The following is a 22,159-nucleotide window of genomic DNA, read 5'->3' as shown; positions in this document are numbered from 1 at the left end:
ATTTTAAGCCGTTGATTTCCCACCAACGGCTTTTACCGGCTTTTTGAGTTGGGAAATCTGCTGTGCGTCAACTCCGCTGCCGGCGACCTGCACTTGATTACGGCCTTTGTCCTTGGCCGCGTACAGCGCATCATCGGCGGCGCGCATCAGATCCTGCGGCATGGTGCTGTGGGCCGGATAATGCGAAACACCAACCGAGATCGTGATGCGGGGTAGGGATTTCTCGCCATAGCGAACTGAAACAGCCTCGACTGCTTGCCGCAATTGCTCAGCCCGCGTGATTGCGTCGTCCGAAGTATTGTCGGGCAGGATCAGCATGAATTCTTCGCCACCAATGCGGCAGGCAACTTCATCCCGGTCGCAGCCCTGTTCCAAAGCAGCTCCAACGGCACGCAACACCATGTCACCGGCATCATGCCCATGGGTGTCGTTGAACTTTTTGAAGTGATCCACATCCACGGCAATCAGGCTGAGCGGTGCGCCGGATTGCTGACTGCGGTTGATAGATTTGCGCAGGGTTTCAAGCATATGCCGCCGGTTGAACAGCCCGGTCAACGGGTCCCGGACGGACTGGTCATGCAGCTGATCGCGCATCCGTACATTGGCAATCGCCATGCTGATCTGTTCGGCGCTGAGCTGTGCCAGCTTTTTACTCGTATGAAACACCTCATCTGTCCCTTCAAGGGCGCGGAGGTGCAGAAGGCCGACCGTTTCCCCATGCGCCAGAATTGGAAAGCAGAAATAAGGCCGCCCGTCATGTGGTTCGGCGTGTTCACAGACAAAGTCGATCTCAGACGCGCCGTATTCATAGGTTCGGCCACGCCGAAGCCCCCAACACCCTTCGGGATGGATGTGCGCCTTATGGGTCCCGCCATTCCAACTGGCACAGCCATCCAGGACGTCGCGCGAGTTGGAATATACGTAAACGCTGCCCTCAGCCTCGGGTAGGATATGGGTCATGAAGCGCGAGACCATATCGAACAACTCGTCCAAGGATCGGCTGGACTGCAACCACTCGTTCAATTCGCCCAGCAATCGGACTTCTCGGGCCAGGCGCAGCTGATCCTCCATCAGATCACGTTCTTTGGCGGATTGTTTTTGCAGCGCCCGCAATCGCAAGCGGTTCGCCCGGTAGCTGGCAAAGGACACGGCAACAAGCGCAAGCAGCGCGATGCCACTTAGAACGGTCAAAGAAATCCTAAGCCGCGAGATGAAGGTGGTGCGCAAGTCGGAGATGTCAGTAAAGAATTCAATGGCGCCGATGAAACGCCCATTCTTGGCCACCGGCATAAAGACTTCGGCAACATGATGCTGCGTTGCGTTCAGGATATTGTCGGTATGCAGATCAAGCCCGTCTATCTCGGACAGTGGAACAACTTCCTGAATATAGTGAATCATTCCTCTGGCAACATCGCTGCGAAAGAAATCACGGTTTTCAACACTGCCTACTTCTGGCGGACGAGTCGACCAGGTGACACGCCCGTTCGAGTCGAGCAATTTGAAGCGGTAAACATCAGAAGCTTCGGGCATCGCGGCCAGAAATTCGGCGTCATGCGCATCAATCACGCCGGTCTTAAGCGCGCTCTCGGGGTCCTCCAGATGCAAGACGACGCGGCGCTTCCACAGTTCGGCTTGCTTGAGAATGTCGACCTTTAGCATCCTGTCGACCAGCGGCGCAGGCAATTTGTAAATTCCCCAGCCGCATCCAATTGTCAGAGAAATCAGCAACATGCTGATACCGATCCATTTCAGCCGGTGATTTACGGCCCCCCGATTATCCTGAGTCATACCTTCGCGCTCCCACAGCAATTTACTGATCATCGCGGCGGGTGTTTTACAGATGGTTAATGAAACCGTTCTCAATCCAAGTCGCTTGATTAGAATTGATCGTAACAGAGCATCAAAAACTGTGTGAACAAGGCGTGAACAAACCCTTTCCCTCAGCCTTCATCCAGCGTAGTTTGGAAAGATGAGCAGTTTTGACGAAATGGACGCCTTTGAGGGCGCATCGCTGTCCGCGCGCGCCATGGCCGCGCGCCCAATGCCTTATCTGGACGAGCTGAACCCGGCGCAGCGCGACGCGGTCGAGCGACTGGATGGGCCTGTACTGATGCTGGCAGGCGCAGGTACGGGCAAAACCAAGGCACTGACCGCTCGTATCGCGCATCTGCTCAGCACCGGGCGGGCGCGCCCGAATGAGATTTTGTCTGTGACCTTTACCAATAAGGCCGCGCGCGAGATGAAGAACCGCGTGGGCCGTTTGTTGGGGCAACCAGCCGAGGGGATGCCGTGGCTCGGCACCTTCCACTCGATCTGCGTCAAGTTGCTGCGGCGGCACGCGGAATTGGTCGATCTGAAATCGAATTTCACTATTTTGGACACGGATGATCAGTTGCGGCTGCTCAAACAGCTGATTCAGGCGGCAAATATCGATGATAAGCGTTGGCCTGCACGCATGTTGGCCGGTATTATAGACGACTGGAAGAACCGCGCCCTGACGCCCGACAAAGTGCCCGCAGCCGATGCGGGGGCTTATAACCACAAAGGTCTCGAGATCTACGCGCAGTACCAAACTCGTCTGCGAGAGCTGAACGCGGTGGATTTTGGCGACCTGCTGTTGCACATGGTCACGATCTTCCAGACCCATCAGGATGTGTTGGAGCAATACCAACGCTGGTTCCGCTACATTCTCGTGGACGAATACCAGGATACCAACGTCGCCCAATATTTGTGGTTGCGGTTGCTGGCCGGGGCGCACAAGAACATTTGTTGCGTGGGGGACGATGATCAGTCAATTTATGGCTGGCGCGGGGCCGAAGTGGGCAACATCCTGCGGTTCGAGAAAGATTTTCCCGGGGCTTATGTTGTCCGGCTGGAACAAAATTATCGTTCAACCCCACATATTCTGGCGGCTGCGTCCAATGTAATTCGCGGCAATGAAAGCCGGTTGGGCAAAGAACTGTGGACTGATGCGCAGGATGGCGAAAAAGTACGATTAATTGGCCACTGGGATGGCGAGGAAGAGGCGCGCTGGATCGGTGAAGAGATCGACGCAATGCAGGGGGGAACGCGCGGTGCGCGGCCCTTTAATCTGGATGAAATTGCGATTCTCGTGCGGGCCAGCCATCAAATGCGCGCGTTTGAGGACCGTTTTCTGACCATCGGCCTGCCCTACAAGGTCATAGGCGGCCCACGATTCTATGAGCGGATGGAGATCCGTGACGCGATGGCCTATTTCCGGCTGGTGGTTAGCCCCGGCGACGATCTGGCCTTCGAGCGGATCGTGAATACCCCGAAACGCGGGCTTGGTGACAAGGCGCAGCAGACGATTCAGATGACGGCGCGGGAAAATGGCGTGTCGCTGGTCGATGGGGCGCGGATTGCTGTCGACAATGGGCTGATCAAAGGCAAAGGCGGCAAAGCACTGTGCGAGCTTATCGACGGGTTGGCGCGTTGGAACGCGATGACGCGCGGGCCCAAGATCGAAGTCGACGATGATTCTGTGATTGATGACGGCACAGCTCCGATGCGGTTTGGTGAGCCAGAGGTGTCACATATTGAGTTGGCGCAGATCATCCTGGACGAATCCGGCTATACGGCCCACTGGCAGAACGAGAAAACGCCTGAGGCTCCGGGGCGGTTGGAAAACCTCAAGGAATTGGTTAACCAACTGGATAATTTCGAGAATCTGCAAGGGTTTTTGGAACATGTCAGCCTGGTGATGGACAACGAGAAGGAATCGGACGGGGCAAAAGTCTCGATCATGACCCTGCACGCGGCAAAGGGGCTGGAGTTCCCGGCCGTGTTCCTGCCGGGGTGGGAGGACGGGTTGTTCCCGTCGCAAAGGTCGATGGACGAATCCGGGATCAAGGGACTCGAGGAAGAACGGCGATTGGCCTATGTCGGCATCACACGCGCGGAAGAGATCTGTACGATTTCTTTTGCGGCCAATCGTCGGGTGTTTGGTCAATGGCAAAACGCGATGCCGTCGCGGTTCATTGACGAGTTGCCTGAAGATCATGTCGAAGTTCTGACGCCGCCGGGGCTGTATGGGGGTGGTCAGCCGACTGCCGGTATCGAAACCCGTGCGGCCGAGGCCAATGTCTATAACTCCCCCGGTTGGCGGCGATTGCAGGCCCGGCAGGGGCAGTATGGAATGTCCCAACCCCGCGAAAGCCGCAATACGGTGATTGACGCGACTGCGGTCGCCAGTTTCACCCTTGGCGAGCGCGTGTTTCATCAGAAATTCGGCTATGGCGCGGTGATCGGCATCGAAGGCGACAAGGTCGAGGTCGATTTCGAAAAAGCTGGATTGAAAAAAGTGGTTTCCCGCTTTCTGTCCGCCAAGGATGATGTGCCGTTTTAAGCAAACGGAATTTGCCTGACGGCACATGCTCGATCTTTTTGAAAAGCGCCCGGTTTCGACCGCGGCGCTTTTTTCTTGTCTGCAGAAACAAAAACGGCGGTTCCCAGGGAGGAGGAGAGGGAACCGCCGTTTTTTTCAACATCAGGGCAGGGAGGAGGAGAGCCCCGATGTATCCGAACCCGGGTTTGATCCCGGTATGAGGAAGACGCGGCGACGTCAGGGAGGAGGAGAGACGTCGCCGCGCACTTTCAACACCGGGAAAGGGAGGAGGAGTACCCGGTGTGTCACGTTCCGGCGTTCAAGGCCGGTATTAAGGGCGGCGACATCAGGGAGGAGGAGAGATGTCGCCGCTGAAATACAGGTCCAAAAGGGAGGAGGAAGGACCTGATCTCGATGTTTCTGTGTCGCTTAACGCGCGACGTGCTCTTCGGCCGCTTGCTGAGCCAGGCGGCGGATCATTGAGCGGTGAAGCCCCAGATCAGCCAGTTCGCGGTTCGACAGATCAGACAGTTCGTGAACTGTCTGGCGATAGACGCGATATCGGGTGAACCGGGTCTTTGCCGCCTCGAACAGCGAAGCCAGGCTAACTGCCGGTGCGCCTTTGAGCGCGGTGTTCTGTGTTGCTACAGCCATTTGCTTTACTCGATGTATTCGTTGTTGCCGGTGTTGTCCGGCGCTTGCTTGAGATTGAAAATAATCAAATGCTGCGATTGCACAATACCCGACAACGTCAATGCTGCTATGCAGCAAATGCATAGATATCAACCGGTTGCCAGTGTGGGTTTGGCCGAGCCAATAAAATAAGGCCTTCAGTGAGTGTTTCCCCTAGGGAAGGTCTCAACAAGGTTTTCTGAATTTTCGTGTCTGCGCGTCTTTTGAGCGTAGTTTGTCAATTCTTGTGCGCTTTGTGTATTGGACGGGCCAGGCGCGCGGCGGCTGACATGATGATTTCTGATCGTGGGAATTCATGGGCGTCAGCTGGGGCGGCGCAGAATCCACATGTGGCTGAGGTTAAAAATTGGGATGATTCGTTAACCCAGTGGCCCATTTTCGCTAAGCTCATCATAAAATATCACCTCTGGGAGAATTTTCTGGGAAATTATGGGAATATTTGGGGTGGGTCCGAAATTGGCCTATTTAGTATTCTGATAAAATAAATTACCTACAATTGGTGTCTACGGGGTGGTTTTCTTTCCCAGTTGCGTTGGCTAAACTGTGATTCTGAACATAGGGTCGGCAAATTTTCTGTTGATTTCCATGAATTCCCATGTCATCCCTAGTTCATCCGATGAGGACGAGGCACATGGGGCGCCAAACGACCCCGAACCAATAAAAACAGGTTTCATACAGGCATCTCGCTTTCATCAATCAAGAGATCCGGCGCGCGGGCGAGCAGACATCCCCCCAGGTGGCGCGCGCAGCTGGACATCCCGCACAGCGGGTCAATGCGGCGGGTTGATCAGTGGCAGCAGATCAACCCGCCGTTTTTCATCTGGGGGAGTGAATTTTAAGTGGGGCGCAAGCGGAAGGGACAGTCGTCTTGGCGCGCAGGTTTAGAGGTGAAAGCCACCACAAGGTGGATACGAAGGGCAGGGTGTCGATCCCGGCCTCGTTTCGCCGTGTGCTTGAATCCTCTGACCCGAACTGGCAGCCCGGTGACACTCCTGAACTTGTAATTGTCTACGGCGACCATCGTCGTAAATTCCTGGAATGTTATACTATGCAGGCGATCGAAGAGGTCGATGCCAAGATTGACGCGTTGCCGCGCGGGTCGATGCAGCGGAAGATGTTGCAGCGTATGTTCCATGGGCAATCCTTCCCGACGACAGTGGATGAAACCGGCCGTCTGGTGCTGCCGGCAAAGCTGCGCAACAAGATCAGCCTTGAAGGTGAGGCATTCTTTATCGCCGCGGGTGACACGTTCCAGATTTGGAAGCCGGAAACTTACGATTCCGAAGAATTGGCTGCGGCCGAAGAGTGGTTGGACGAACAGCCCGAGGACTTTGATCCTTTGGAGTTCCTTGACGGCACCGGGGATGCGTAACGGCATGGCCGGCGCTAAAACCCCTTCCGATAAACCTCATATCCCCGTTCTGCTGCGTCCGTTGCTGGCGGCTGTGGCGCCCGTGTCGGGTGTCTGGCTGGACGGAACGTTTGGTGCGGGCGGATATACGCGGGGCCTGCTGGAAGCGGGCGCTGACAAAGTCATCGGAGTGGACCGTGATCCGTTGGCCTTTGAAATGGCGGCGGATTGGGTCAAAGATTATGGCGACCGGCTTGTGATGCAGCCGAGTGTATTCTCGCGCATGGACGAATACGCACAGGATCTGGATGGTGTCGTTCTGGATCTGGGCGTGTCTTCGATGCAGCTGGATCTGGCGGAGCGCGGTTTTTCTTTCATGAAAGACGGCCCGCTCGACATGCGTATGAGCCAGGAAGGCGAAAGCGCGGCCGATTTGGTCAACACTGCGACCGAGGAACAACTGGCTGATATCCTGTATCATTATGGCGAAGAGCGTGCCAGCCGCCGCATTGCCAAGGCCATCGCCAAAGCGCGTGCAGAAGAGCCGATTACAACAACTCTGCGCCTGGTTCAGATCATCGAATCCTGTTTGCCGCGTCCCAAGCCGGGGCAGTCCCACCCTGCAACGCGCAGTTTTCAGGGTCTGCGGATCGCAGTGAATGCTGAATATGAAGAGCTGTATCAGGGTCTTATGGCTGCGGAACGTGCGTTGAAGCCGGGCGGGCAACTGGCAGTCGTAACGTTCCATTCCATCGAAGACCGGATGGTCAAACGGTTCTTTCAGTCCCGTGCGGGAAAGACGGGCCGGGCCAATCGGTATGCGCCCGAGATTGAGCAGGAGCTGCCGCAGTTCACGCTTAAAACTCGTAAAGCCGTGGGACCGGATGATCAGGAGCTGCAGGAAAATCCGCGTTCACGCTCGGCAAAGCTGCGTGTTGCAATTCGAACGGATGCGCCGTCGGGGGAAATTGATGCCCGCGCCGTTGGTATGCCGCAACTAGGGGGAAGAGCAAAATGAAGAGTGTTTTGTATGTGTTGACTGCTCTGTCCGTGTTTGGACTGGCGCTGTGGGCGTATCAGGAAAACTATCGCACGCAGCAGGTGGTGAAGGAAACGCAGAAGCTGCAGCGCGAAATTGGTATGGCGCAAGTGAAGCTGGCGGTTTTGAACGCCGAATGGGCCTATCTGAACCGCCCCGACAGGTTGCGTGAGCTTGCTGATCTGAACTTTGAACGGTTGGGCCTTTTGCCCCTGCGGGCCGAGCAGTTCGGTCGCGCCGATCAGATTGCCTATGCGGAAGATCCTGACCTGCCGATCGTCGACCCGATCGAGCTGCAGGCCATCACGAACATTCAGGCGCTGGGTGAGGTGCAAATCCCATGACCCGAACGCCGCTGCGCCCTCTGGCCCGAATCCTTGACGCGCGCTCGCGCGGCGAGAATCCCAAAGCCATTGAGCGCGAAAATATCCGCAAGCGTCACGAAGACATGAAAGACCGCAGCCGTACCCGCGCTGAGGGCCGCTTGCTGGTGCTGGGTCTGTTCTTTTTCTGCGCCTTTTCAGTCGTGGGCGTCCGGATGGGCATGTTGGCCACGTCCGAAGCGCAAGAACCTGTGGCCTCGGCCCCTGGTGCAGCAATTGCGATGCAGCGGGCCAACATCGTAGACCGGGAAGGGCGCATTCTTGCGACCAATCTGGACACTTACTCGGTATATGCGCAGCCGCCGCTGATGATCGACCCGATTGCTGCCGCTGATCAGCTTGTGGCGATCTTCCCCGATCTGGAAAAAGAACGCCTGGTCAAGGATTTCACTGGTAATCGCAAATTCCTGTGGATCAAAAAACGTATCTCGCCCGAGCAGAAACAAGCCGTGCACGATATCGGTGACCCGGGCATTCTGTTCGGCCCGCGTGAGATGCGGTTGTACCCGAATGGCCGTCTGGCGGCGCATATCCTAGGCGGGTCAAGCTTTGGGCGCGAAGGTGTCAGTGCTGCCGAAGTGATCGGTGTGGCCGGTGTTGAAAAGCAATTCGACGACTACCTGCGTGATCCCGCGAATGGGACTAAGCCGCTGCAGCTCTCGCTGGACCTGACGGTTCAAGCCGCCGTTGAGCAGGTGCTGTTTGGCGGCATGAAGATTATGAACGCCAAGGGGGCGTCGGCGGTTCTTATGAACGCGCATACGGGCGAGGTGATCTCGGCGGCCTCATTGCCGTCATTTGACCCCAATGACCGTCCGCGCCCGCCGACCTCGGGGTTCGATCCCTCAGACAGCCCACTGTTCAATCGCTATGTTCAGGGCGTTTATGAACTGGGATCTGTGTTTAAGATATTCACCGCTGCGCAGGCGGTTCAGCTGGGTTTGGTGAATTCAAATACGATCATCGACACCTCAGGGCCAATGAAGATCGGCCGCTTCCCGATTGGTGAATTCAACGGCAAGAACTATGGCAAGATCAGCGTAGCCGATGTGATCGTCCACAGCTCGAACCGGGGCACTGGGCGACTGGCCCTGCAGATCGGCGCGCAACGGCAGCAGGATTTCCTGGAATCGCTTGGTATGTTCGATCCCACCCCGTTCGAAATCGTCGAAGCCAAGGGCGGCGAACCGCTGAAGCCCAAGAAATGGGGAGAACTGAGCACGGTGACCATCTCATACGGTCATGGTCTGTCGACCAGCCCCATGCACCTGGCGGCGGGGTATGCGGCGATTGCCAATGGCGGGCACTATGTAAGCCCGACGATCCTGCGCAAAAATGGGCCACAATACGGTCCTCGGGTCATGTCTGATAACGCGGCAAACCAGGCGCAGAACATGTTGCGCCGGGTGGTAACAGATGGCACCGCCAGTTTTGGCGATGTGGCAGGCTATGATGTGGCCGGTAAGACCGGCACCGCAGATAAGCCCAAGCCGCGTGGTGGTTATTACGACGACAAGGTGATTGCGACCTTTGCGACGTTCTTTCCTGCCTATGACCCAAAATACGTCCTGATCGTAACGTTGGACGAACCATCTATCCTTGCTTATGGCGAAAAGCGCCGTACGGCAGGCTGGACAGCGGTTCCTGTGGCCGCAGAATTGATCGGGCGCATTGCACCATTGCTGGGCCTGCGTCCTCGGGTTGAGCCTGAGGCCGGCGCTGCTATAACGCTGACCTCAAATTAGGTTGTCCAAACGAGGTGGGTCATGGGCGCAAGGACAAAGAAACTCAGCCAACTGGCCCTGACCGCCCGAGGTGGCACCAATCCTGATATCACAGGGCTGGCGGTCGACAGCCGCGAAGTCAAAGACGGTTTCCTCTTTGCGGCACTTCCCGGTACACGTGTTCATGGCGGTGAGTTCATTCAATACGCTTTGCGTATGGGGGCCGCAGCCATCCTGACGGATGCTGAAGGGGCAGAGATCGCAGCCGAGGAACTGGCCGCATCAGATGCGGCGCTGATCGTGCTCGAGGACCCGCGTCAGGCGCTGGCCGGGTGCGCTGCGCTGTGGTTCGGAGCGCAGCCTAAGACCATCGTTGCGGTTACTGGCACCAATGGCAAAACCTCGGTCGCGACATTTGTTCGCCAGATATGGACCGAACTTGGTCACGCCGCGATCAACCTCGGGACCACAGGGGTTGAGGGGGCGTGGACCGCACCACTAGCCCATACAACGCCCGAACCAATCACTTTGCATCGTTGCCTGTCCGAGGCCGCGGAGAACGGAGTGACTCATGCTGCGATGGAGGCATCCTCGCACGGGTTGGAACAGCGCCGCTTGGACGGGGTACAGCTGGCTGCGGCGGGGTTTTCGAACTTCACTCAGGACCATCTGGACTACCACGAAACGTTTGAGGCGTATTTCAACGCTAAGGCAGGTCTGTTTGATCGGGTCCTGCCGCAAGACGGCACTGTTGTCGTCAACATGAGCGATCCCAAGGGCGCTCAGGTCCTCCGAATTGCCAAAGACCGGGGGCAGAAGGTTTTGACCGTTGGGCTTGGGGAAGCAGACCTGTGCCTGATGAATCAGCGGTTTGACGCAACAGGTCAGGACCTGCGGTTTTCTTGGCAGGGCAAGATCTTCCAAACCCGTTTGAATCTGATCGGCGGTTTTCAGGCTGAAAATATCTTGTTGGCCTGCGGTTTGGTTATTGCTGCAGGGGAAGAGCCTGAACACGTTTTCGAAACCCTGCTGCATCTCACGACGGTTCGTGGACGCATGCAGCTGGCCGCGACGCGAGAGAATGGGGCAGCGGTTTTTGTAGATTACGCTCATACACCTGACGCAGTGGCGACCGCACTCAAGGCACTACGCCCGCATGTGATGGGCCGCCTGATCGCCATTGTCGGCGCGGGCGGTGATCGCGATGCAACCAAGCGTCCGCTTATGGGCCAAGCGGCGGCCAACCATGCAGATGTGGTTTTCGTCACCGACGACAACCCGCGCAGCGAAGATCCGGCCACCATACGCGCCGCCGTGATGGACGGGGCACCAGAGGCCACCGAGGTCGGCGATCGGGCCGAGGCCATCTTGCGCGGGATAGACGCGCTGCAACCCGGCGACGCGCTTTTGATTGCGGGCAAAGGGCATGAAACCGGTCAGATCGTTGGTGATCAGGTTCTGCCATTTGATGATGTCGAACAAGCCAGCATCAGTGTGGCCGCACTAGACGGGAGGGTGGCATGACATTGTGGACTGCAGCCGAGGCCTCCGAGGCAACCGGTGGACGCGTCACTTCGGATTGGGCGGTCAATGGTGTGTCAATCGACACGCGTACCATCCAGCCCGGTGATCTTTTCGTCGCACTCACAGCCGCGCGGGACGGGCATGAATTCGTGGCACAGGCTTTGGAAAAAGGCGCTGGGGCGGCCTTGGTGTCGCGTGTTCCTGAGGGCGTACCCGAAGATGCGCCCTTGCTGATCGTCGAAGACGTGCAGTTGGGGCTTGAGGCGCTGGGGTTCGCGGGTCGTGACCGCTGCAATGCGCGGGTGCTCGGGGTGACCGGAAGCGTCGGCAAGACATCGACGAAGGAAATGCTGGCCACGATTTTGGAAACGCAGGGAAAAACTCATGCCAGCGTTGCCAGCTACAACAATCACTGGGGCGTGCCGCTTACCTTGGCGCGGATGCCGCGTGACACAGAATTCGCGGTGATCGAAATCGGTATGAACCACCCCGGAGAGATTTCTCCGCTGGCGCAGCAAGCCCGCCCGCATGTGGCGCTGGTCACGACCGTGGCGGCAGTGCACCTAGAAGCCTTTGAGTCGGTGGCCGGTATTGCGCATGAAAAGGCGGCAATTTTTGACGGCCTGATCGAGGGCGGCGCGGCCATCCTGAACGCGGATATCGAGCATGCGGACATCCTGCGCGATTGTGTGCGGGACTTGGGCGCGAAAACGGTGGATTTCGGCCGCAATGGCACCGACTACACATTGACCGATGTAACCCAAGAGACTGACTCGGTTCATGCAAAGGCAACAGTCGCAGGGCGCCCGATTGCGTTTGACGTGCAGTCAGCGGGCACGCATTTCGCCATGAACGCGCTGGGGGCATTGGCTGCCTGTGTCGAATTGGGCGTCGATCTGGATCAGGCGATTGCAGGTCTCGGTGGATGGTCGCCGGTCAAGGGTCGCGGGGTGCGCGAACAGATCGCGTTGACCGACGGTGGCCGGATCGAACTGCTGGATGACAGCTACAACGCCAACCCGACGTCGATGGAGGCCGCACTGGATGTTTTAGCCGCCGCGAAAGATCAGCGTCGTATCGCTTTTCTTGGGGATATGAAGGAGTTGGGGCCGGAGGAAATTGCCATGCATGCGGCGATGGCGGATGTTTCGGCCATGCAGCGCGTGGACAAAGTGCATTGCGTTGGTCCGCTGATGAAGGCGCTGCACCATGCGCTTCCGGTGGATAAACGCGGGCTTTGGTTCGAGACCAGCACCGAGATGGCGGTTCAACTGCCCGAGCTTGTTCAGGCCGGTGACACTGTGTTGGCCAAGGGATCGTTGAGCATGGCGCTGGCACAGATTGTTGACGGTTTGCGCAAAATGGGGCAAGGGGGCGCGCTTGATTGATGATCGCGCCCGCCGCCTCAGTGTGAGAAAGGTTTTGAAATGCTCTATTGGTTGACCGCCCTGTCGGACGGAGGGGATTTTTTCAACCTCTTCCGATACATCACGTTCCGCGCAGGCGGCGCCTTTTTGACCGCGCTGATTTTCGGTTTTCTCTTTGGCAAACCGCTGATCAACGTGCTGCGCAAAAAGCAGGGCAAGGGCCAGCCGATCCGGGATGACGGGCCAGAAGGGCATTTTTCGAAGGCGGGTACACCGACGATGGGTGGGCTGCTGATCGTGGGCGCGCTGATGACATCGACCTTGGTGTGGGCACGGTGGGACAATCCCTATGTCTGGATGGTTTTGTTTGTAACGTTGGCCTATGCGGCGATCGGGTTTGCAGATGATTACGCGAAAGTGTCGAAACAGAACACCAAAGGCGTTTCGGGTAAAATGCGTATGGCACTGGGGGTTATCATCGCAGTTTTGGCCTCGGCCTGGGCTACGCTGCACCATCCCGAGGCCCTTCAGAACCAGCTGGCGCTACCTATTTTCAAGGATACGCTGATCAATCTAGGCATGTTCTACATACCCTTCTCGATCGTCGTGATCGTAGGGGCGGCCAACGCTGTGAACCTGACCGATGGTCTGGATGGTCTGGCCATCATGCCGGCGATGATCGCAGCTTCGACGCTGGGCGTGATTGCCTATGCCGTTGGACGTGTCGACTTTACCGAATATCTGGACGTGCATTACGTGCCCGGAACAGGTGAGATTTTCGTCTTTACTTCGGCCCTGTTCGGTGCCGGTCTTGGCTTCCTTTGGTACAACGCGCCACCAGCTGCGGTGTTCATGGGCGACACGGGATCGCTGGCGCTGGGCGGTGCATTGGGTGCCATCGCGGTAGCCACCAAACACGAGCTGGTACTGGCGATCGTAGGTGGTTTGTTCGTGGTCGAAGCGCTGAGCGTGATCATCCAGGTGCTGTATTTCAAACGTACTGGACGTCGGGTGTTCCTGATGGCGCCGATCCATCACCACTATGAGAAAAAGGGCTGGGCAGAGCCGACGATCGTGATCCGGTTCTGGATCATCTCGCTAATCCTGGCAATGATCGGTCTGGCAACGCTGAAAGTCCGGTAACGCTCCCGTCAGGTTCGGTAGACCTGCGGTCCACCTATCACCTGTTGGGCCCGGCTCGCGCTGACGCGCGAGCCTTTTGCCACCCTTGCCTTCGGTGATTTCTTCGGTGCAGTGTGGCGGCCAAATTTAAGTCAATAAAAGGTGGGCAGTATGATCCCGGTCAAAGGGTTTTCAGGGCAGAAGGTTGCGGTTCTGGGGCTTGGCCGGTCGGGGCTGGCCACGGCGCGTGCCCTGCAGGCAGGTAAAGCTGAGTCTGTGTGTTGGGATGACAATCCAGCAGCCCGGGAAGTGGCTGAGGCTGAAGGGTTCGTCTGTGCCGATCTGCGCCGTCATGAAGCGTTTGACGATATCGCCACGCTGATCGTTTCGCCCGGTATTCCTCATCTCTATCCTGACCCCAATCCAATTGTGGCTGCGGCGCTTGAGGCCGGTGTTCCGGTCGATAACGACATCGGGCTGTTTTTCCGATCCTTTGCAGGGCCTGAGTGGAACAATTATGACTCTCCGCCGCGTGTGATCGCAGTGACCGGGTCGAACGGGAAGTCGACCACCGCGGCTTTGATCCACCATATCCTGACCGAAGCCGGGCGCGAGGCGCAACTGGCGGGCAATATCGGGCGTGGGGTGCTGGATATTGATCCGGGCGGCGACGGTTCGGTCGTTGTCCTGGAGTTGTCCAGCTATCAAACAGAACTGGCCCGCGCCCTGACCCCGGACGTGGCCGTTTTCACCAACCTGTCGCCCGACCATCTTGACCGCCACGGCGGGATGGGAGGTTATTTCGCCGCCAAGCGTCGGTTGTTCGCCGAGGGCGGACCGGATCGTGCCGTGATCGGCATTGATGAAAAAGAGGGCGCGTTTCTGGCTGGGCAGCTGGCCGAAGGCCGCGCCGATGATCGGGTCATCCGCGTATCGGTTGCGCGCAAACTGACGGGGCCCGGATGGCAGGTGTTTGCCCGCAAAGGGTTCTTGTCGGAATACCGCAAGGGACGGCAAGCGGGTTCGATTGACCTGCGCGGAATCACGGGCCTTCCCGGCGCGCATAACCACCAAAACGCCTGTTCGGCTTATGCCGCCTGTCGCGCACTGGGGCTGGCACCGCGCGTGATCGAAGACGCGCTGCACAGCTATCCGGGTCTGCCGCATCGCAGCCAGATCATCGCCGAGGTAGGCGGTATTACTTATGTGAATGACTCAAAAGCCACCAATGTGGACAGCGCTCTCAAGGCGTTGAGCGCCTTCAGGAAGGTCCGCTGGGTCTGTGGGGGGCTTGAGAAGGAAGGCGGTGTCGCCGCTCTGAACGCAGCCACAGACCAGGTGGTCAAAGCTTATGTCATTGGTCGCGAGGCCGCGAATTTCGCCATGCAGCTAAAGGCCGATGCACAGGTCTGCACCACCATGTCCGAGGCTGTTGAGCAAGCCATGAAAGATGCCCAACCCGGCGAGACAGTCCTGCTTGCCCCAGCCGCGGCCAGTTTCGACCAATACGACAATTTCGAACAGCGCGGAGAGGACTTCGTGGCGGAAGTCAGGCAAAGGCTTCCCGAATAGCCATTTGCAATAGACCGCCGGTTGGGCCAAGCTGCGATGCTATCAGCTTGACGCGCCATCATTATTGGTTTTGCTTGCCTGCAAATTCAACACGAGGTTATGACTATGCCATTTCGTAAGTTTTCTCTGATCCTGCCTGCCATTCTCGTTGCCGGTGCCTGCACCAACACAGGTGCCAATTATCAACCAATCGTCGACGGCCCGATCGGCCCGAACTACAACGTAGACCTTCAGCAATGCCAACAACTGGCGGCATCGCAGGCCACTGTTGACGGATCAACCGCAGGGAATGCTGCTCTTGGTGCGGCTGGTGCCGCTGCAACTACGGCGATCATTCAGGACAGCAGCGACAATCTGGGGCGCGCGGCCGTTGCCGGTGCGCTGCTGGGCGCGGGCGCGGATGCCTATTCAAAGAACCAGAACAAGGAAGTCCTGGTGCGCAACTGCATGCGCGGTCGCGGCTACAACGTCGTCGGTTAACTCTGCCCGGCGATTGCAATTCCTGCGGCGTGGCCCGAAGACCACGCCCATTGGAAGTTGTAGCCGCCGAGCCAGCCGGTGACATCCACCGCTTCGCCAATCGCATAGAGGCCGGGGACATCCCTGGCCTCCATCGTTTTTGACGACAGGCTATCGGTGTCGATCCCGCCCAGCGTCACCTCGGCTGTACGATACCCTTCGGTGCCCGAGGGCGTAAGCTGCCAGTTGGACAGTGCTGCGATTAAGTCGGACAGCGCGGCATCCGACTGATCGGCCAGATTGCCTGGCATGGGGATATGATGGTTCAGGTACTCGACCAGACGCCCGGGCAGGTGGCGCGCCAGTTCCGTAGTCAGCGCCTTGCGTCCGCCGCTTTGCCGCTGATCCCGCAGCAAATCAAACAGCGGCAGATCCGGGATCAGGTTTGCGCGGACCGCCTCGCCTTCGCGCCAATAGGAAGACAACTGCAGAACCGATGGTCCACTAAGCCCGCGATGGGTGAACAGCAGAGCCTCGTCAAAGCTGGTCCGGTCATTCGACAGCCGCGCGGGTAGGGATACGCCAGACAGGTCCTTGAATTTGCCATCCGAAAACGTAAACGGCACGAGCGCGGCCCGCGTTTCGGTTATCGTTAATCCGAACTGGCGCGCAATCTCATAGGCCAGCCCGGTCGCGCCCATCTTGGGGATCGACTTGCCGCCAGTAGCTAGCACGAGGTTGGTGCAGCTCAGGTTATGCCGCTGCCCTTCACGTTCGAGGTCCACAGCAAATCCGCCATCGGTCTTGCGCAGGTCTTTTACGTCGGTCCGAATCCACAATTCGGCCCCGGCACGCTCGATCTCATCCAGCAACATCTGAATGATCTGTTTTGACGATCCGTCGCAGAACAGTTGCCCCAGCGTTTTCTCATGCCACGCGATGCCGTGTCGGTCGACCAGATCAATGAAATCCCACTGCGTGTACCGCGCCAGCGCGGATTTGCAGAAATGCGGATTCTGCGACAGGAAATTTCCCGGTCCCGCATACATGTTGGTGAAGTTGCAGCGCCCACCGCCCGAGATACGAATTTTCTCTCCGGCAGCCTTGGCGTGGTCGACCACCAAAACGCGCCCGCCGCAATGGGCGGCGCACATCATACCGGCTGCACCGGCGCCAAGGATGATCGTGTCATAGGTCATGTGCTGCGCATGGCTTGGATCGCAAGGGAAGGCAAGGGGTCAAAGTCTCAGATGAACGATCCAGAATTTTGTCTTGAGCTCAACCTAGCTTAAGGAATTACAAGCAAGTTTATGACGCCAAACAGTGCAGTGATTTTGAGGGTGCTTAAATGGATTTGGAAAGATACTTGGGCCGAATAGCGTATTCGGACGACCTAAAGCCGGATCGGGCGACGCTCGACAATCTCTTCGCGGCCCAACTAAGGATGGTTGCTTTCGAAAACATCGATCAACAATTGGGGGTTCCGGTTTCGTTTGATCAGAACGACGTGTTTGAAAAAGTCGTTGCGCGGAAACGTGGCGGATGGTGTTTTGAGCTAAACTCTCTTTTCAGTTGGGTACTGCAGGAAATCGGATTTGAGGTGTCATACTTGGCTGGATACGTCGGCCCGGACAAACCTTCTCCAGATCAGGCACCGGATCATATGCTTTTGAAGGTCAAGTGCGATGAGCATTTGCTTGTTGATGTTGGATTTGGTGGCGCGATGTCTACTCCAATCCCGCTGGAACCATTCACGGGATTGCAGCAGCCCTACAATATTTCGTTAACCGCCCAGAAAGATGGCTTTGTTCAATATTTAGAAAGCGCAGGCGGAGGGGAAACAGGCTATTGGTTTACTCAGGAAAGTGTCGAACCAAGCGTGTTCCAGTCTGCCAGTCGACATTTGCAGATCGATCCCAACTCGCCATTTTTACGCACCCTGACCGCGCAAAGGCGTTATACCAACAGGCATATTATACTACGCGGTCTGGTGATGAGGACGATTGATACTATGGGAATACGTGAGGAGACTGTTTTGACACCAAAGGAGTTGGTTGACTGCCTGAAGTATGACTTTGGCCTGAATGTCCCGGCGGTTGCTGAGGTCTGGCCCAAGATCAAGAAACGTCATGACGAGCTCTTTCATGAAAAAGTCCGGTAGGTGTTCCGCCGCTCAGCCGCAACGATGAGCAGATTTCTCCATCCTTGTTCATTCCGCTAGCCCAAACGCAAAAATCCCTGTAGACTCTCAATCAGATCCCGAAAAACGGGACGTTAACGAGGCAGATAGTGGCGGTATCTCATGACTGAGATGGTGTATGGCGCGGTCCAGGACCAGCGCGGAGAACCGATTCTTCCGAAATGGTGGCGGACGATTGATCGCTGGACGATGTCCTGCGTTCTGATCCTGTTTGTCATCGGATTGTTGCTGGGGCTGGCCTCATCACCACCGCTGGCAGGGCGCAACGGGTTTGATCCGTTCCACTATGTCGAACGGCAGGCGCTGTTCGGCGGACTGGCGCTGATTGCGATGCTGCTGACGTCGATGATGTCGCCGACACTGGTGCGCCGATTGGCAGTACTTGGGTTCCTTGCCTCGTTTGTGGCGCTGGCCTTTCTGCCCGTCTTCGGAACGGATTTCGGAAAAGGGGCGGTGCGCTGGTACTCGCTGGGCTTTGCATCTTTGCAGCCGTCGGAATTTCTGAAACCCGGATTTGTCGTCGTGGCCGCGTGGCTGCTGGCTGCGTCGCAACAGATCAACGGCCCTCCGGGTCGGTTGTGGTCATTTGCGTTGTGCATTGCAATTGTAGCGATGCTGGTTTTGCAACCTGACTTCGGTCAGGCCTGCCTGATCCTGTTTGGATGGGGTGTGATGTACTTTGTGGCCGGCGCGCCGATGCTGCTGCTGGTTGGCATGGCAGGGGTCGTTGTCCTAGGTGGGATGTTCGCCTATTCGAATTCGGAACACTTTGCCCGCCGTATTGATGGCTTCCTGAACCAGGAAGTCGACCCGACCACCCAGCTTGGCTATGCCACGAACGCCATCCGTGAAGGCGGTCTGTTCGGTGTCGGCGTGGGTGAGGGGCAGGTGAAATGGTCCTTGCCCGATGCCCATACGGATTTCATCATCGCCGTGGCGGCCGAGGAATACGGGCTGATCCTGGTGCTGATCATCATCGCGCTGTATTCACTGATCGTTGTACGCTCACTGCTGCGGTTGATGCGCGAGCGCGATATGTTCATCCGTCTGGCCGGGACCGGTCTGGCCTGCATGTTTGGCGTTCAGGCCATGATCAACATGGGTGTGGCCGTGCGCCTGCTGCCCGCCAAGGGCATGACGCTGCCCTTTGTCAGCTATGGTGGGTCGTCGCTGATTGCGGGTGGCATCGCTGTTGGCATGTTGCTGGCCTTCACCAGAAGCCGCCCACAGGGCGAACTTGGCGATATTCTGCGCGGAAGAGGATAATGGGGAAACCTTACCTGTTGATTGCGGCTGGCGGCACCGGGGGCCACATGTTCCCGGCGCAGGCGTTGGCCGAAGCGATGCTGAATAAAGGCTGGCGCGTGCGCCTGTCCACGGACGAGCGTGGCGCGCGCTACACAGGCGCCTTTCCGCAAACGGTTGAGATTGTCGAGGTGGCCTCGGCTACCTTCGCGCGCGGCGGACTGGCCGCTAAGGCATTGGTCGGACCAAGGATTGCGGGCGGTGTCAGCAGCATGGCGTTCCAGATGATGCGGGACAAACCGGACGCGGTCGTTGGCTTTGGCGGATATCCGTCGATCCCGGCATTGGGGGCCGCGACGATGCTCAAGATTCCGCGCATGATCCACGAACAGAATGGGGTTCTGGGGCGCGTAAATCAAATGTTTGCCACGCGTGTTGCCAACGTCGCCTGTGGTGTCTGGCCGACCGATCTGCCCGAAGGGGCCAATGGTATCCACACTGGAAATCCGGTCCGCGCCGCCGTGCTTGAGCGCGAGGCCGCAGGATACATCCCACCGGGCGACTATCCTATGTCTGTTCTGGTTATGGGCGGCAGTCAGGGCGCGCGCATTCTCAGCGATATTGTCCCTGGCGCGATTGCCGCCTTGCCTGACGACCTGCGCAGCCATATCCGTGTCGCACATCAGGCCCGCGACGAAGACGGGGAGCGCGTTACGGCGTTCTATGCCGAACATGGTATCCGGGCCGAGGTCAAACCTTTCTTTGACGACGTTCCGCGTCGAATGTCGGATGCACAACTTGTCATCAGCCGATCCGGCGCATCCAGTGTGGCGGATATCTCGGTCATCGGACGTCCATCGATCCTGATCCCGTTTGCCGCAGCCGCAGGCGACCATCAGACCGCCAATGCGCGAGGATTGGTTCAGGCTGGCGGCGCGATCATGATCCCCGAAAACGCACTTGACGTTCCCGCGCTGACAGAGCAAATCACCGCCGTTCTGACCAACCCCGAAGCCGCGCAAAAGATGGCCCATGCCGCCCTCTCGACCGGTGCCCCCGACGCAACTGAACGTCTGACGGCCCTTGTCGAACAACTGGCGCAGAAGGAGACCACATGAATCCTGCAACCAAACTGCCGCAAGACGTAGGGTCGATTCACTTTGTGGGGATCGGCGGGATTGGGATGTCGGGCATTGCCGAGGTTTTGCTGAACCTCGGTTACCGCGTGCAGGGGTCCGACCTGAAGGCGTCCAAGATCACTGATCGTCTTGCGAGCCTTGGGGCTGAGATATTTGTCGGTCACCGTGCCGAAAACCTGGAAAACGCGGCCGTCGTCGTGGTGTCGACCGCGATCAAGCCGGGTAACCCCGAGCTAGACGGCGCTCGGGCGCAAGGCCTGCCGGTTGTTCGTCGCGCCGACATGTTGGCTGAGCTGATGCGCCTGAAGTCGAATATTGCCATCGCGGGAACGCACGGCAAGACCACCACAACCACAATGATGGCCGAGCTGATGGTGGCCGGCGATTTCGATCCGACCGTAATCAATGGCGGCATCATCCATGCCTACGGCTCGAACGCACGGATGGGGCAGGGCGAATGGATGGTGGTCGAGGCCGACGAATCCGACGGCTCATTCAACCGACTGCCCGCGACCATTGCCATTGTTACGAATATCGACCCCGAGCATATGGAGCATTGGGGTGACTTCGACAAACTGCGCGACGGGTTCTACGAGTTCGTATCAAACCTGCCATTCTACGGTCTGGCTGTGTGCTGCACGGACCACGCCGAAGTGCAGACGTTGGTTGGACGTATCACCGATCGCCGTGTCCGGACCTATGGGTTCAACGCGCAGGCCGATGTGCGCGCCTTGAACCTGACCTACAAGGGCGGCATTGCGCATTTCGACATCCACCTTCAGTACGAAGACAAGGTGATCGAAGGCTGCACATTGCCGATGCCTGGCGACCACAATGTCTCGAACGCGCTGTCTGCAGTGGCCGTTGCCCGCCATCTGGGTATGAAGGCCTCAGAAATCCGCGATGCGCTGGCCAATTTCGGTGGCGTCAATCGCCGCTTCACCAAGGTCGGAGAAATCGACGGCGTTACCATCATCGACGATTACGGCCACCACCCGGTTGAAATCGCAGCCGTTCTCAAGGCTGCGCGCCAGGCAAGCGAAGGCCGGGTCATCGCCGTGCACCAACCGCACCGGTACTCGCGCCTGTCCAATTTGTTTGACGATTTCTGCACCTGCTTCAATGACGCGGACGTTGTCGCCATCGCCGATGTTTTCTCTGCCGGAGAGGACCCGATCGAAGGAGCCAGTAGAGATGATCTGGTGCAGGGCCTGATCCGTCACGGCCACCGCCACGCGCGTGCATTGCTGAACGAAAACGATCTGGAGCGCCTTGTGCGCGAACAGGCCCGCCCCGGCGACATGGTCGTCTGTCTCGGCGCTGGTACGATCAGCACTTGGGCCAACGGGCTGCCAGAAAGGCTGCGACAAAAACAAGCCGTTTGATGGAATGGACTCTCTAGCCTTGCAACTTTAAAGTGTGATGTTGCAGTTGCAGCAATGATCGTCCTCGGAGGGGCAGTTGGTATATTCAGTGCTTTTTGCTGGCTTGTGGGTTTTGGCCTCAACGGTCGTGGCCATGCTGCCGATGCGCCTTCAATTTCCGCCGGGCGTGGTTCTTTTCGTTTCTGCACCTGCGCTGATCGTCTGGCTGGGCCATGACTTCGGCTGGTTTTTTTCGGTGCTGGCCTTTGCGGCCTTTGCATCCATGTTCCGTAATCCCATTCGCTATTACTGGCGCCGCTGGACCGGACAGGAGGTCGAGGAATGAATTTTTCGATCGCCCTCGCTGCGCTCTGGGGAATTTCGGCGAATGTGCTGGCGATGATCCCCAGTAATGACAACCACTGGACCCGCGCTTATGTCCTGATCGCTGTTGGGATCCCGATACTGGGGTACGTCACCTTGCAAAACGGCCCATGGATTGGACTGATCGTTTTGGCCGCAGGAATGTCGGTGCTGCGTTGGCCGGTGATCTATTTGGGGCGTTGGGTACGCAGGATACTCAGGTCTGCTCCGTAATGGATGCGTCTTGCGTTATGCGTCAGAATCCGCGA

Annotated in this window: 19 protein-coding genes; 16 read left to right on the top strand and 3 right to left on the bottom strand. The window is 57.8% G+C overall.

Annotation, left to right across the window (positions count from 1 at the left end; all coding sequences use genetic code 11):
* Window positions 1–3 precede the first annotated feature (3 nt).
* Window positions 4–1,788 carry a sensor domain-containing diguanylate cyclase gene (locus QMP16_RS06010; protein ID WP_282151895.1) on the bottom strand — a complete coding sequence of 595 codons (1,785 nt, stop codon included), beginning with the start codon at window positions 1,786–1,788 and terminating at the stop codon, window positions 4–6.
* Window positions 1,789–1,969: 181 nt separating this feature from the next.
* Between QMP16_RS06010 and QMP16_RS06005 the strand changes: the two genes are divergently transcribed.
* A complete protein-coding gene (locus QMP16_RS06005) occupies window positions 1,970–4,366 on the top strand; it encodes an ATP-dependent helicase (RefSeq protein WP_282151621.1) in 2,397 nt (798 codons plus the stop codon).
* Window positions 4,367–4,774: 408 nt separating this feature from the next.
* Here QMP16_RS06005 and QMP16_RS06000 read toward each other — a convergent pair whose 3' ends face one another.
* Window positions 4,775–4,999, bottom strand: a complete 225-nt coding sequence (locus QMP16_RS06000; RefSeq protein WP_058279568.1) for a DUF1127 domain-containing protein — start codon at window positions 4,997–4,999, stop codon at window positions 4,775–4,777.
* A 943-nt stretch (window positions 5,000–5,942) separates the two neighbouring features.
* Here QMP16_RS06000 and mraZ point away from each other — a divergent pair.
* The 9 genes from mraZ to QMP16_RS05955 all read left to right on the top strand — a co-directional run bounded on the left by mraZ (window position 5,943) and on the right by QMP16_RS05955 (window position 15,600).
* Window positions 5,943–6,410, top strand: coding sequence for a division/cell wall cluster transcriptional repressor MraZ (mraZ, locus tag QMP16_RS05995; protein WP_234416569.1), 468 nt, complete (start codon window positions 5,943–5,945; stop codon window positions 6,408–6,410).
* A 4-nt stretch (window positions 6,411–6,414) separates the two neighbouring features.
* On the top strand, window positions 6,415–7,407 hold the full coding sequence (gene rsmH, locus QMP16_RS05990; protein ID WP_282151620.1) for a 16S rRNA (cytosine(1402)-N(4))-methyltransferase RsmH: 993 nt from the start codon (window positions 6,415–6,417) through the stop codon (window positions 7,405–7,407).
* The gene (gene ftsL, locus QMP16_RS05985; RefSeq protein ID WP_058274326.1) at window positions 7,404–7,772 is read left to right on the top strand and encodes a cell division protein FtsL; all 369 of its coding nucleotides are present in this window, start codon (window positions 7,404–7,406) and stop codon (window positions 7,770–7,772) included. Before rsmH ends, ftsL begins: the two co-directional genes overlap by 4 nt.
* Window positions 7,769–9,556 carry a peptidoglycan D,D-transpeptidase FtsI family protein gene (locus QMP16_RS05980; protein ID WP_058274327.1) on the top strand — a complete coding sequence of 596 codons (1,788 nt, stop codon included), beginning with the start codon at window positions 7,769–7,771 and terminating at the stop codon, window positions 9,554–9,556. Before ftsL ends, QMP16_RS05980 begins: the two co-directional genes overlap by 4 nt.
* A 21-nt stretch (window positions 9,557–9,577) precedes the next feature.
* Window positions 9,578–11,059, top strand: a complete 1,482-nt coding sequence (locus QMP16_RS05975; RefSeq protein ID WP_282151619.1) for a UDP-N-acetylmuramoyl-L-alanyl-D-glutamate--2,6-diaminopimelate ligase — start codon at window positions 9,578–9,580, stop codon at window positions 11,057–11,059.
* Entirely contained in the window at window positions 11,056–12,447 is a 1,392-nt protein-coding gene (locus QMP16_RS05970; RefSeq protein WP_282151618.1) for a UDP-N-acetylmuramoyl-tripeptide--D-alanyl-D-alanine ligase, read from the top strand. Before QMP16_RS05975 ends, QMP16_RS05970 begins: the two co-directional genes overlap by 4 nt.
* Window positions 12,448–12,486: 39 nt before the next feature.
* The gene (mraY, locus tag QMP16_RS05965; protein ID WP_282151617.1) at window positions 12,487–13,569 is read left to right on the top strand and encodes a phospho-N-acetylmuramoyl-pentapeptide-transferase; all 1,083 of its coding nucleotides are present in this window, start codon (window positions 12,487–12,489) and stop codon (window positions 13,567–13,569) included.
* A gap of 150 nt (window positions 13,570–13,719) precedes the next feature.
* Entirely contained in the window at window positions 13,720–15,120 is a 1,401-nt protein-coding gene (gene murD, locus QMP16_RS05960; RefSeq protein ID WP_282151616.1) for a UDP-N-acetylmuramoyl-L-alanine--D-glutamate ligase, read from the top strand.
* Between the two features lie 105 nt (window positions 15,121–15,225).
* On the top strand, window positions 15,226–15,600 hold the full coding sequence (locus QMP16_RS05955; RefSeq protein ID WP_282151615.1) for a glycine zipper family protein: 375 nt from the start codon (window positions 15,226–15,228) through the stop codon (window positions 15,598–15,600).
* Here QMP16_RS05955 and QMP16_RS05950 read toward each other — a convergent pair.
* Complete coding sequence (locus QMP16_RS05950) at window positions 15,597–16,778, bottom strand: NAD(P)/FAD-dependent oxidoreductase (protein WP_282151614.1); 1,182 nt, start codon at window positions 16,776–16,778, stop codon at window positions 15,597–15,599. The two genes, QMP16_RS05955 and QMP16_RS05950, sit on opposite strands and share 4 nt — an antisense overlap.
* A 149-nt stretch (window positions 16,779–16,927) precedes the next feature.
* Between QMP16_RS05950 and QMP16_RS05945 the strand changes: the two genes are divergently transcribed.
* From QMP16_RS05945 to QMP16_RS05920, 6 genes are all read left to right on the top strand, one after another.
* Window positions 16,928–17,740 (top strand): arylamine N-acetyltransferase family protein, encoded by an 813-nt coding sequence (locus tag QMP16_RS05945; protein ID WP_282151613.1) that lies wholly within the window; start codon window positions 16,928–16,930, stop codon window positions 17,738–17,740.
* A 141-nt stretch (window positions 17,741–17,881) separates the two neighbouring features.
* Window positions 17,882–19,045, top strand: coding sequence for a putative lipid II flippase FtsW (gene ftsW, locus QMP16_RS05940; protein WP_058279575.1), 1,164 nt, complete (start codon window positions 17,882–17,884; stop codon window positions 19,043–19,045).
* Window positions 19,045–20,142 carry a UDP-N-acetylglucosamine--N-acetylmuramyl-(pentapeptide) pyrophosphoryl-undecaprenol N-acetylglucosamine transferase gene (locus QMP16_RS05935; protein ID WP_282151612.1) on the top strand — a complete coding sequence of 366 codons (1,098 nt, stop codon included), beginning with the start codon at window positions 19,045–19,047 and terminating at the stop codon, window positions 20,140–20,142. The genes ftsW and QMP16_RS05935 overlap by 1 nt, the downstream gene beginning before the upstream one ends.
* On the top strand, window positions 20,139–21,548 hold the full coding sequence (gene murC / locus QMP16_RS05930) for a UDP-N-acetylmuramate--L-alanine ligase (protein ID WP_282151611.1): 1,410 nt from the start codon (window positions 20,139–20,141) through the stop codon (window positions 21,546–21,548). The genes QMP16_RS05935 and murC overlap by 4 nt, the downstream gene beginning before the upstream one ends.
* Window positions 21,549–21,636: 88 nt before the next feature.
* Entirely contained in the window at window positions 21,637–21,873 is a 237-nt protein-coding gene (locus QMP16_RS05925; RefSeq protein WP_348774587.1) for a DUF2484 family protein, read from the top strand.
* Window positions 21,870–22,124 (top strand): DUF2484 family protein, encoded by a 255-nt coding sequence (locus QMP16_RS05920; protein WP_282151609.1) that lies wholly within the window; start codon window positions 21,870–21,872, stop codon window positions 22,122–22,124. Before QMP16_RS05925 ends, QMP16_RS05920 begins: the two co-directional genes overlap by 4 nt.
* Window positions 22,125–22,159 lie beyond the last annotated feature (35 nt).

The organism is Ruegeria atlantica (genome assembly GCF_947495585.1).
GTDB lineage: Bacteria > Pseudomonadota > Alphaproteobacteria > Rhodobacterales > Rhodobacteraceae > Ruegeria > Ruegeria atlantica_G.
The sequence above is the reverse complement of the archived record's forward strand: the minus strand, read 5'-3'. Positions and strand labels throughout refer to the sequence as shown.

What these genes read in the sequence shown, in the direction of transcription:
- murD (WP_282151616.1), top strand. Translation starts at nt 13,720, where the DNA reads ATGATCCCGGTCAAAGGGTTTTCAGGGCAGAAGGTTGCGGTTCTGGGG.
- QMP16_RS05920 (WP_282151609.1), top strand. Translation starts at nt 21,870, where the DNA reads ATGAATTTTTCGATCGCCCTCGCTGCGCTCTGGGGAATTTCGGCGAAT.
- QMP16_RS05950 (WP_282151614.1), bottom strand. Translation starts at nt 16,778, where the DNA reads ATGACCTATGACACGATCATCCTTGGCGCCGGTGCAGCCGGTATGATG.
- QMP16_RS06010 (WP_282151895.1), bottom strand. Translation starts at nt 1,788, where the DNA reads ATGACTCAGGATAATCGGGGGGCCGTAAATCACCGGCTGAAATGGATC.
- QMP16_RS06005 (WP_282151621.1), top strand. Translation starts at nt 1,970, where the DNA reads ATGAGCAGTTTTGACGAAATGGACGCCTTTGAGGGCGCATCGCTGTCC.
- mraY (WP_282151617.1), top strand. Translation starts at nt 12,487, where the DNA reads ATGCTCTATTGGTTGACCGCCCTGTCGGACGGAGGGGATTTTTTCAAC.
- QMP16_RS05945 (WP_282151613.1), top strand. Translation starts at nt 16,928, where the DNA reads ATGGATTTGGAAAGATACTTGGGCCGAATAGCGTATTCGGACGACCTA.
- QMP16_RS05955 (WP_282151615.1), top strand. Translation starts at nt 15,226, where the DNA reads ATGCCATTTCGTAAGTTTTCTCTGATCCTGCCTGCCATTCTCGTTGCC.
- QMP16_RS05980 (WP_058274327.1), top strand. Translation starts at nt 7,769, where the DNA reads ATGACCCGAACGCCGCTGCGCCCTCTGGCCCGAATCCTTGACGCGCGC.
- QMP16_RS05935 (WP_282151612.1), top strand. Translation starts at nt 19,045, where the DNA reads ATGGGGAAACCTTACCTGTTGATTGCGGCTGGCGGCACCGGGGGCCAC.
- ftsL (WP_058274326.1), top strand. Translation starts at nt 7,404, where the DNA reads ATGAAGAGTGTTTTGTATGTGTTGACTGCTCTGTCCGTGTTTGGACTG.
- QMP16_RS05970 (WP_282151618.1), top strand. Translation starts at nt 11,056, where the DNA reads ATGACATTGTGGACTGCAGCCGAGGCCTCCGAGGCAACCGGTGGACGC.
- QMP16_RS05975 (WP_282151619.1), top strand. Translation starts at nt 9,578, where the DNA reads ATGGGCGCAAGGACAAAGAAACTCAGCCAACTGGCCCTGACCGCCCGA.
- ftsW (WP_058279575.1), top strand. Translation starts at nt 17,882, where the DNA reads ATGACTGAGATGGTGTATGGCGCGGTCCAGGACCAGCGCGGAGAACCG.
- QMP16_RS06000 (WP_058279568.1), bottom strand. Translation starts at nt 4,999, where the DNA reads ATGGCTGTAGCAACACAGAACACCGCGCTCAAAGGCGCACCGGCAGTT.
- murC (WP_282151611.1), top strand. Translation starts at nt 20,139, where the DNA reads ATGAATCCTGCAACCAAACTGCCGCAAGACGTAGGGTCGATTCACTTT.
- rsmH (WP_282151620.1), top strand. Translation starts at nt 6,415, where the DNA reads ATGGCCGGCGCTAAAACCCCTTCCGATAAACCTCATATCCCCGTTCTG.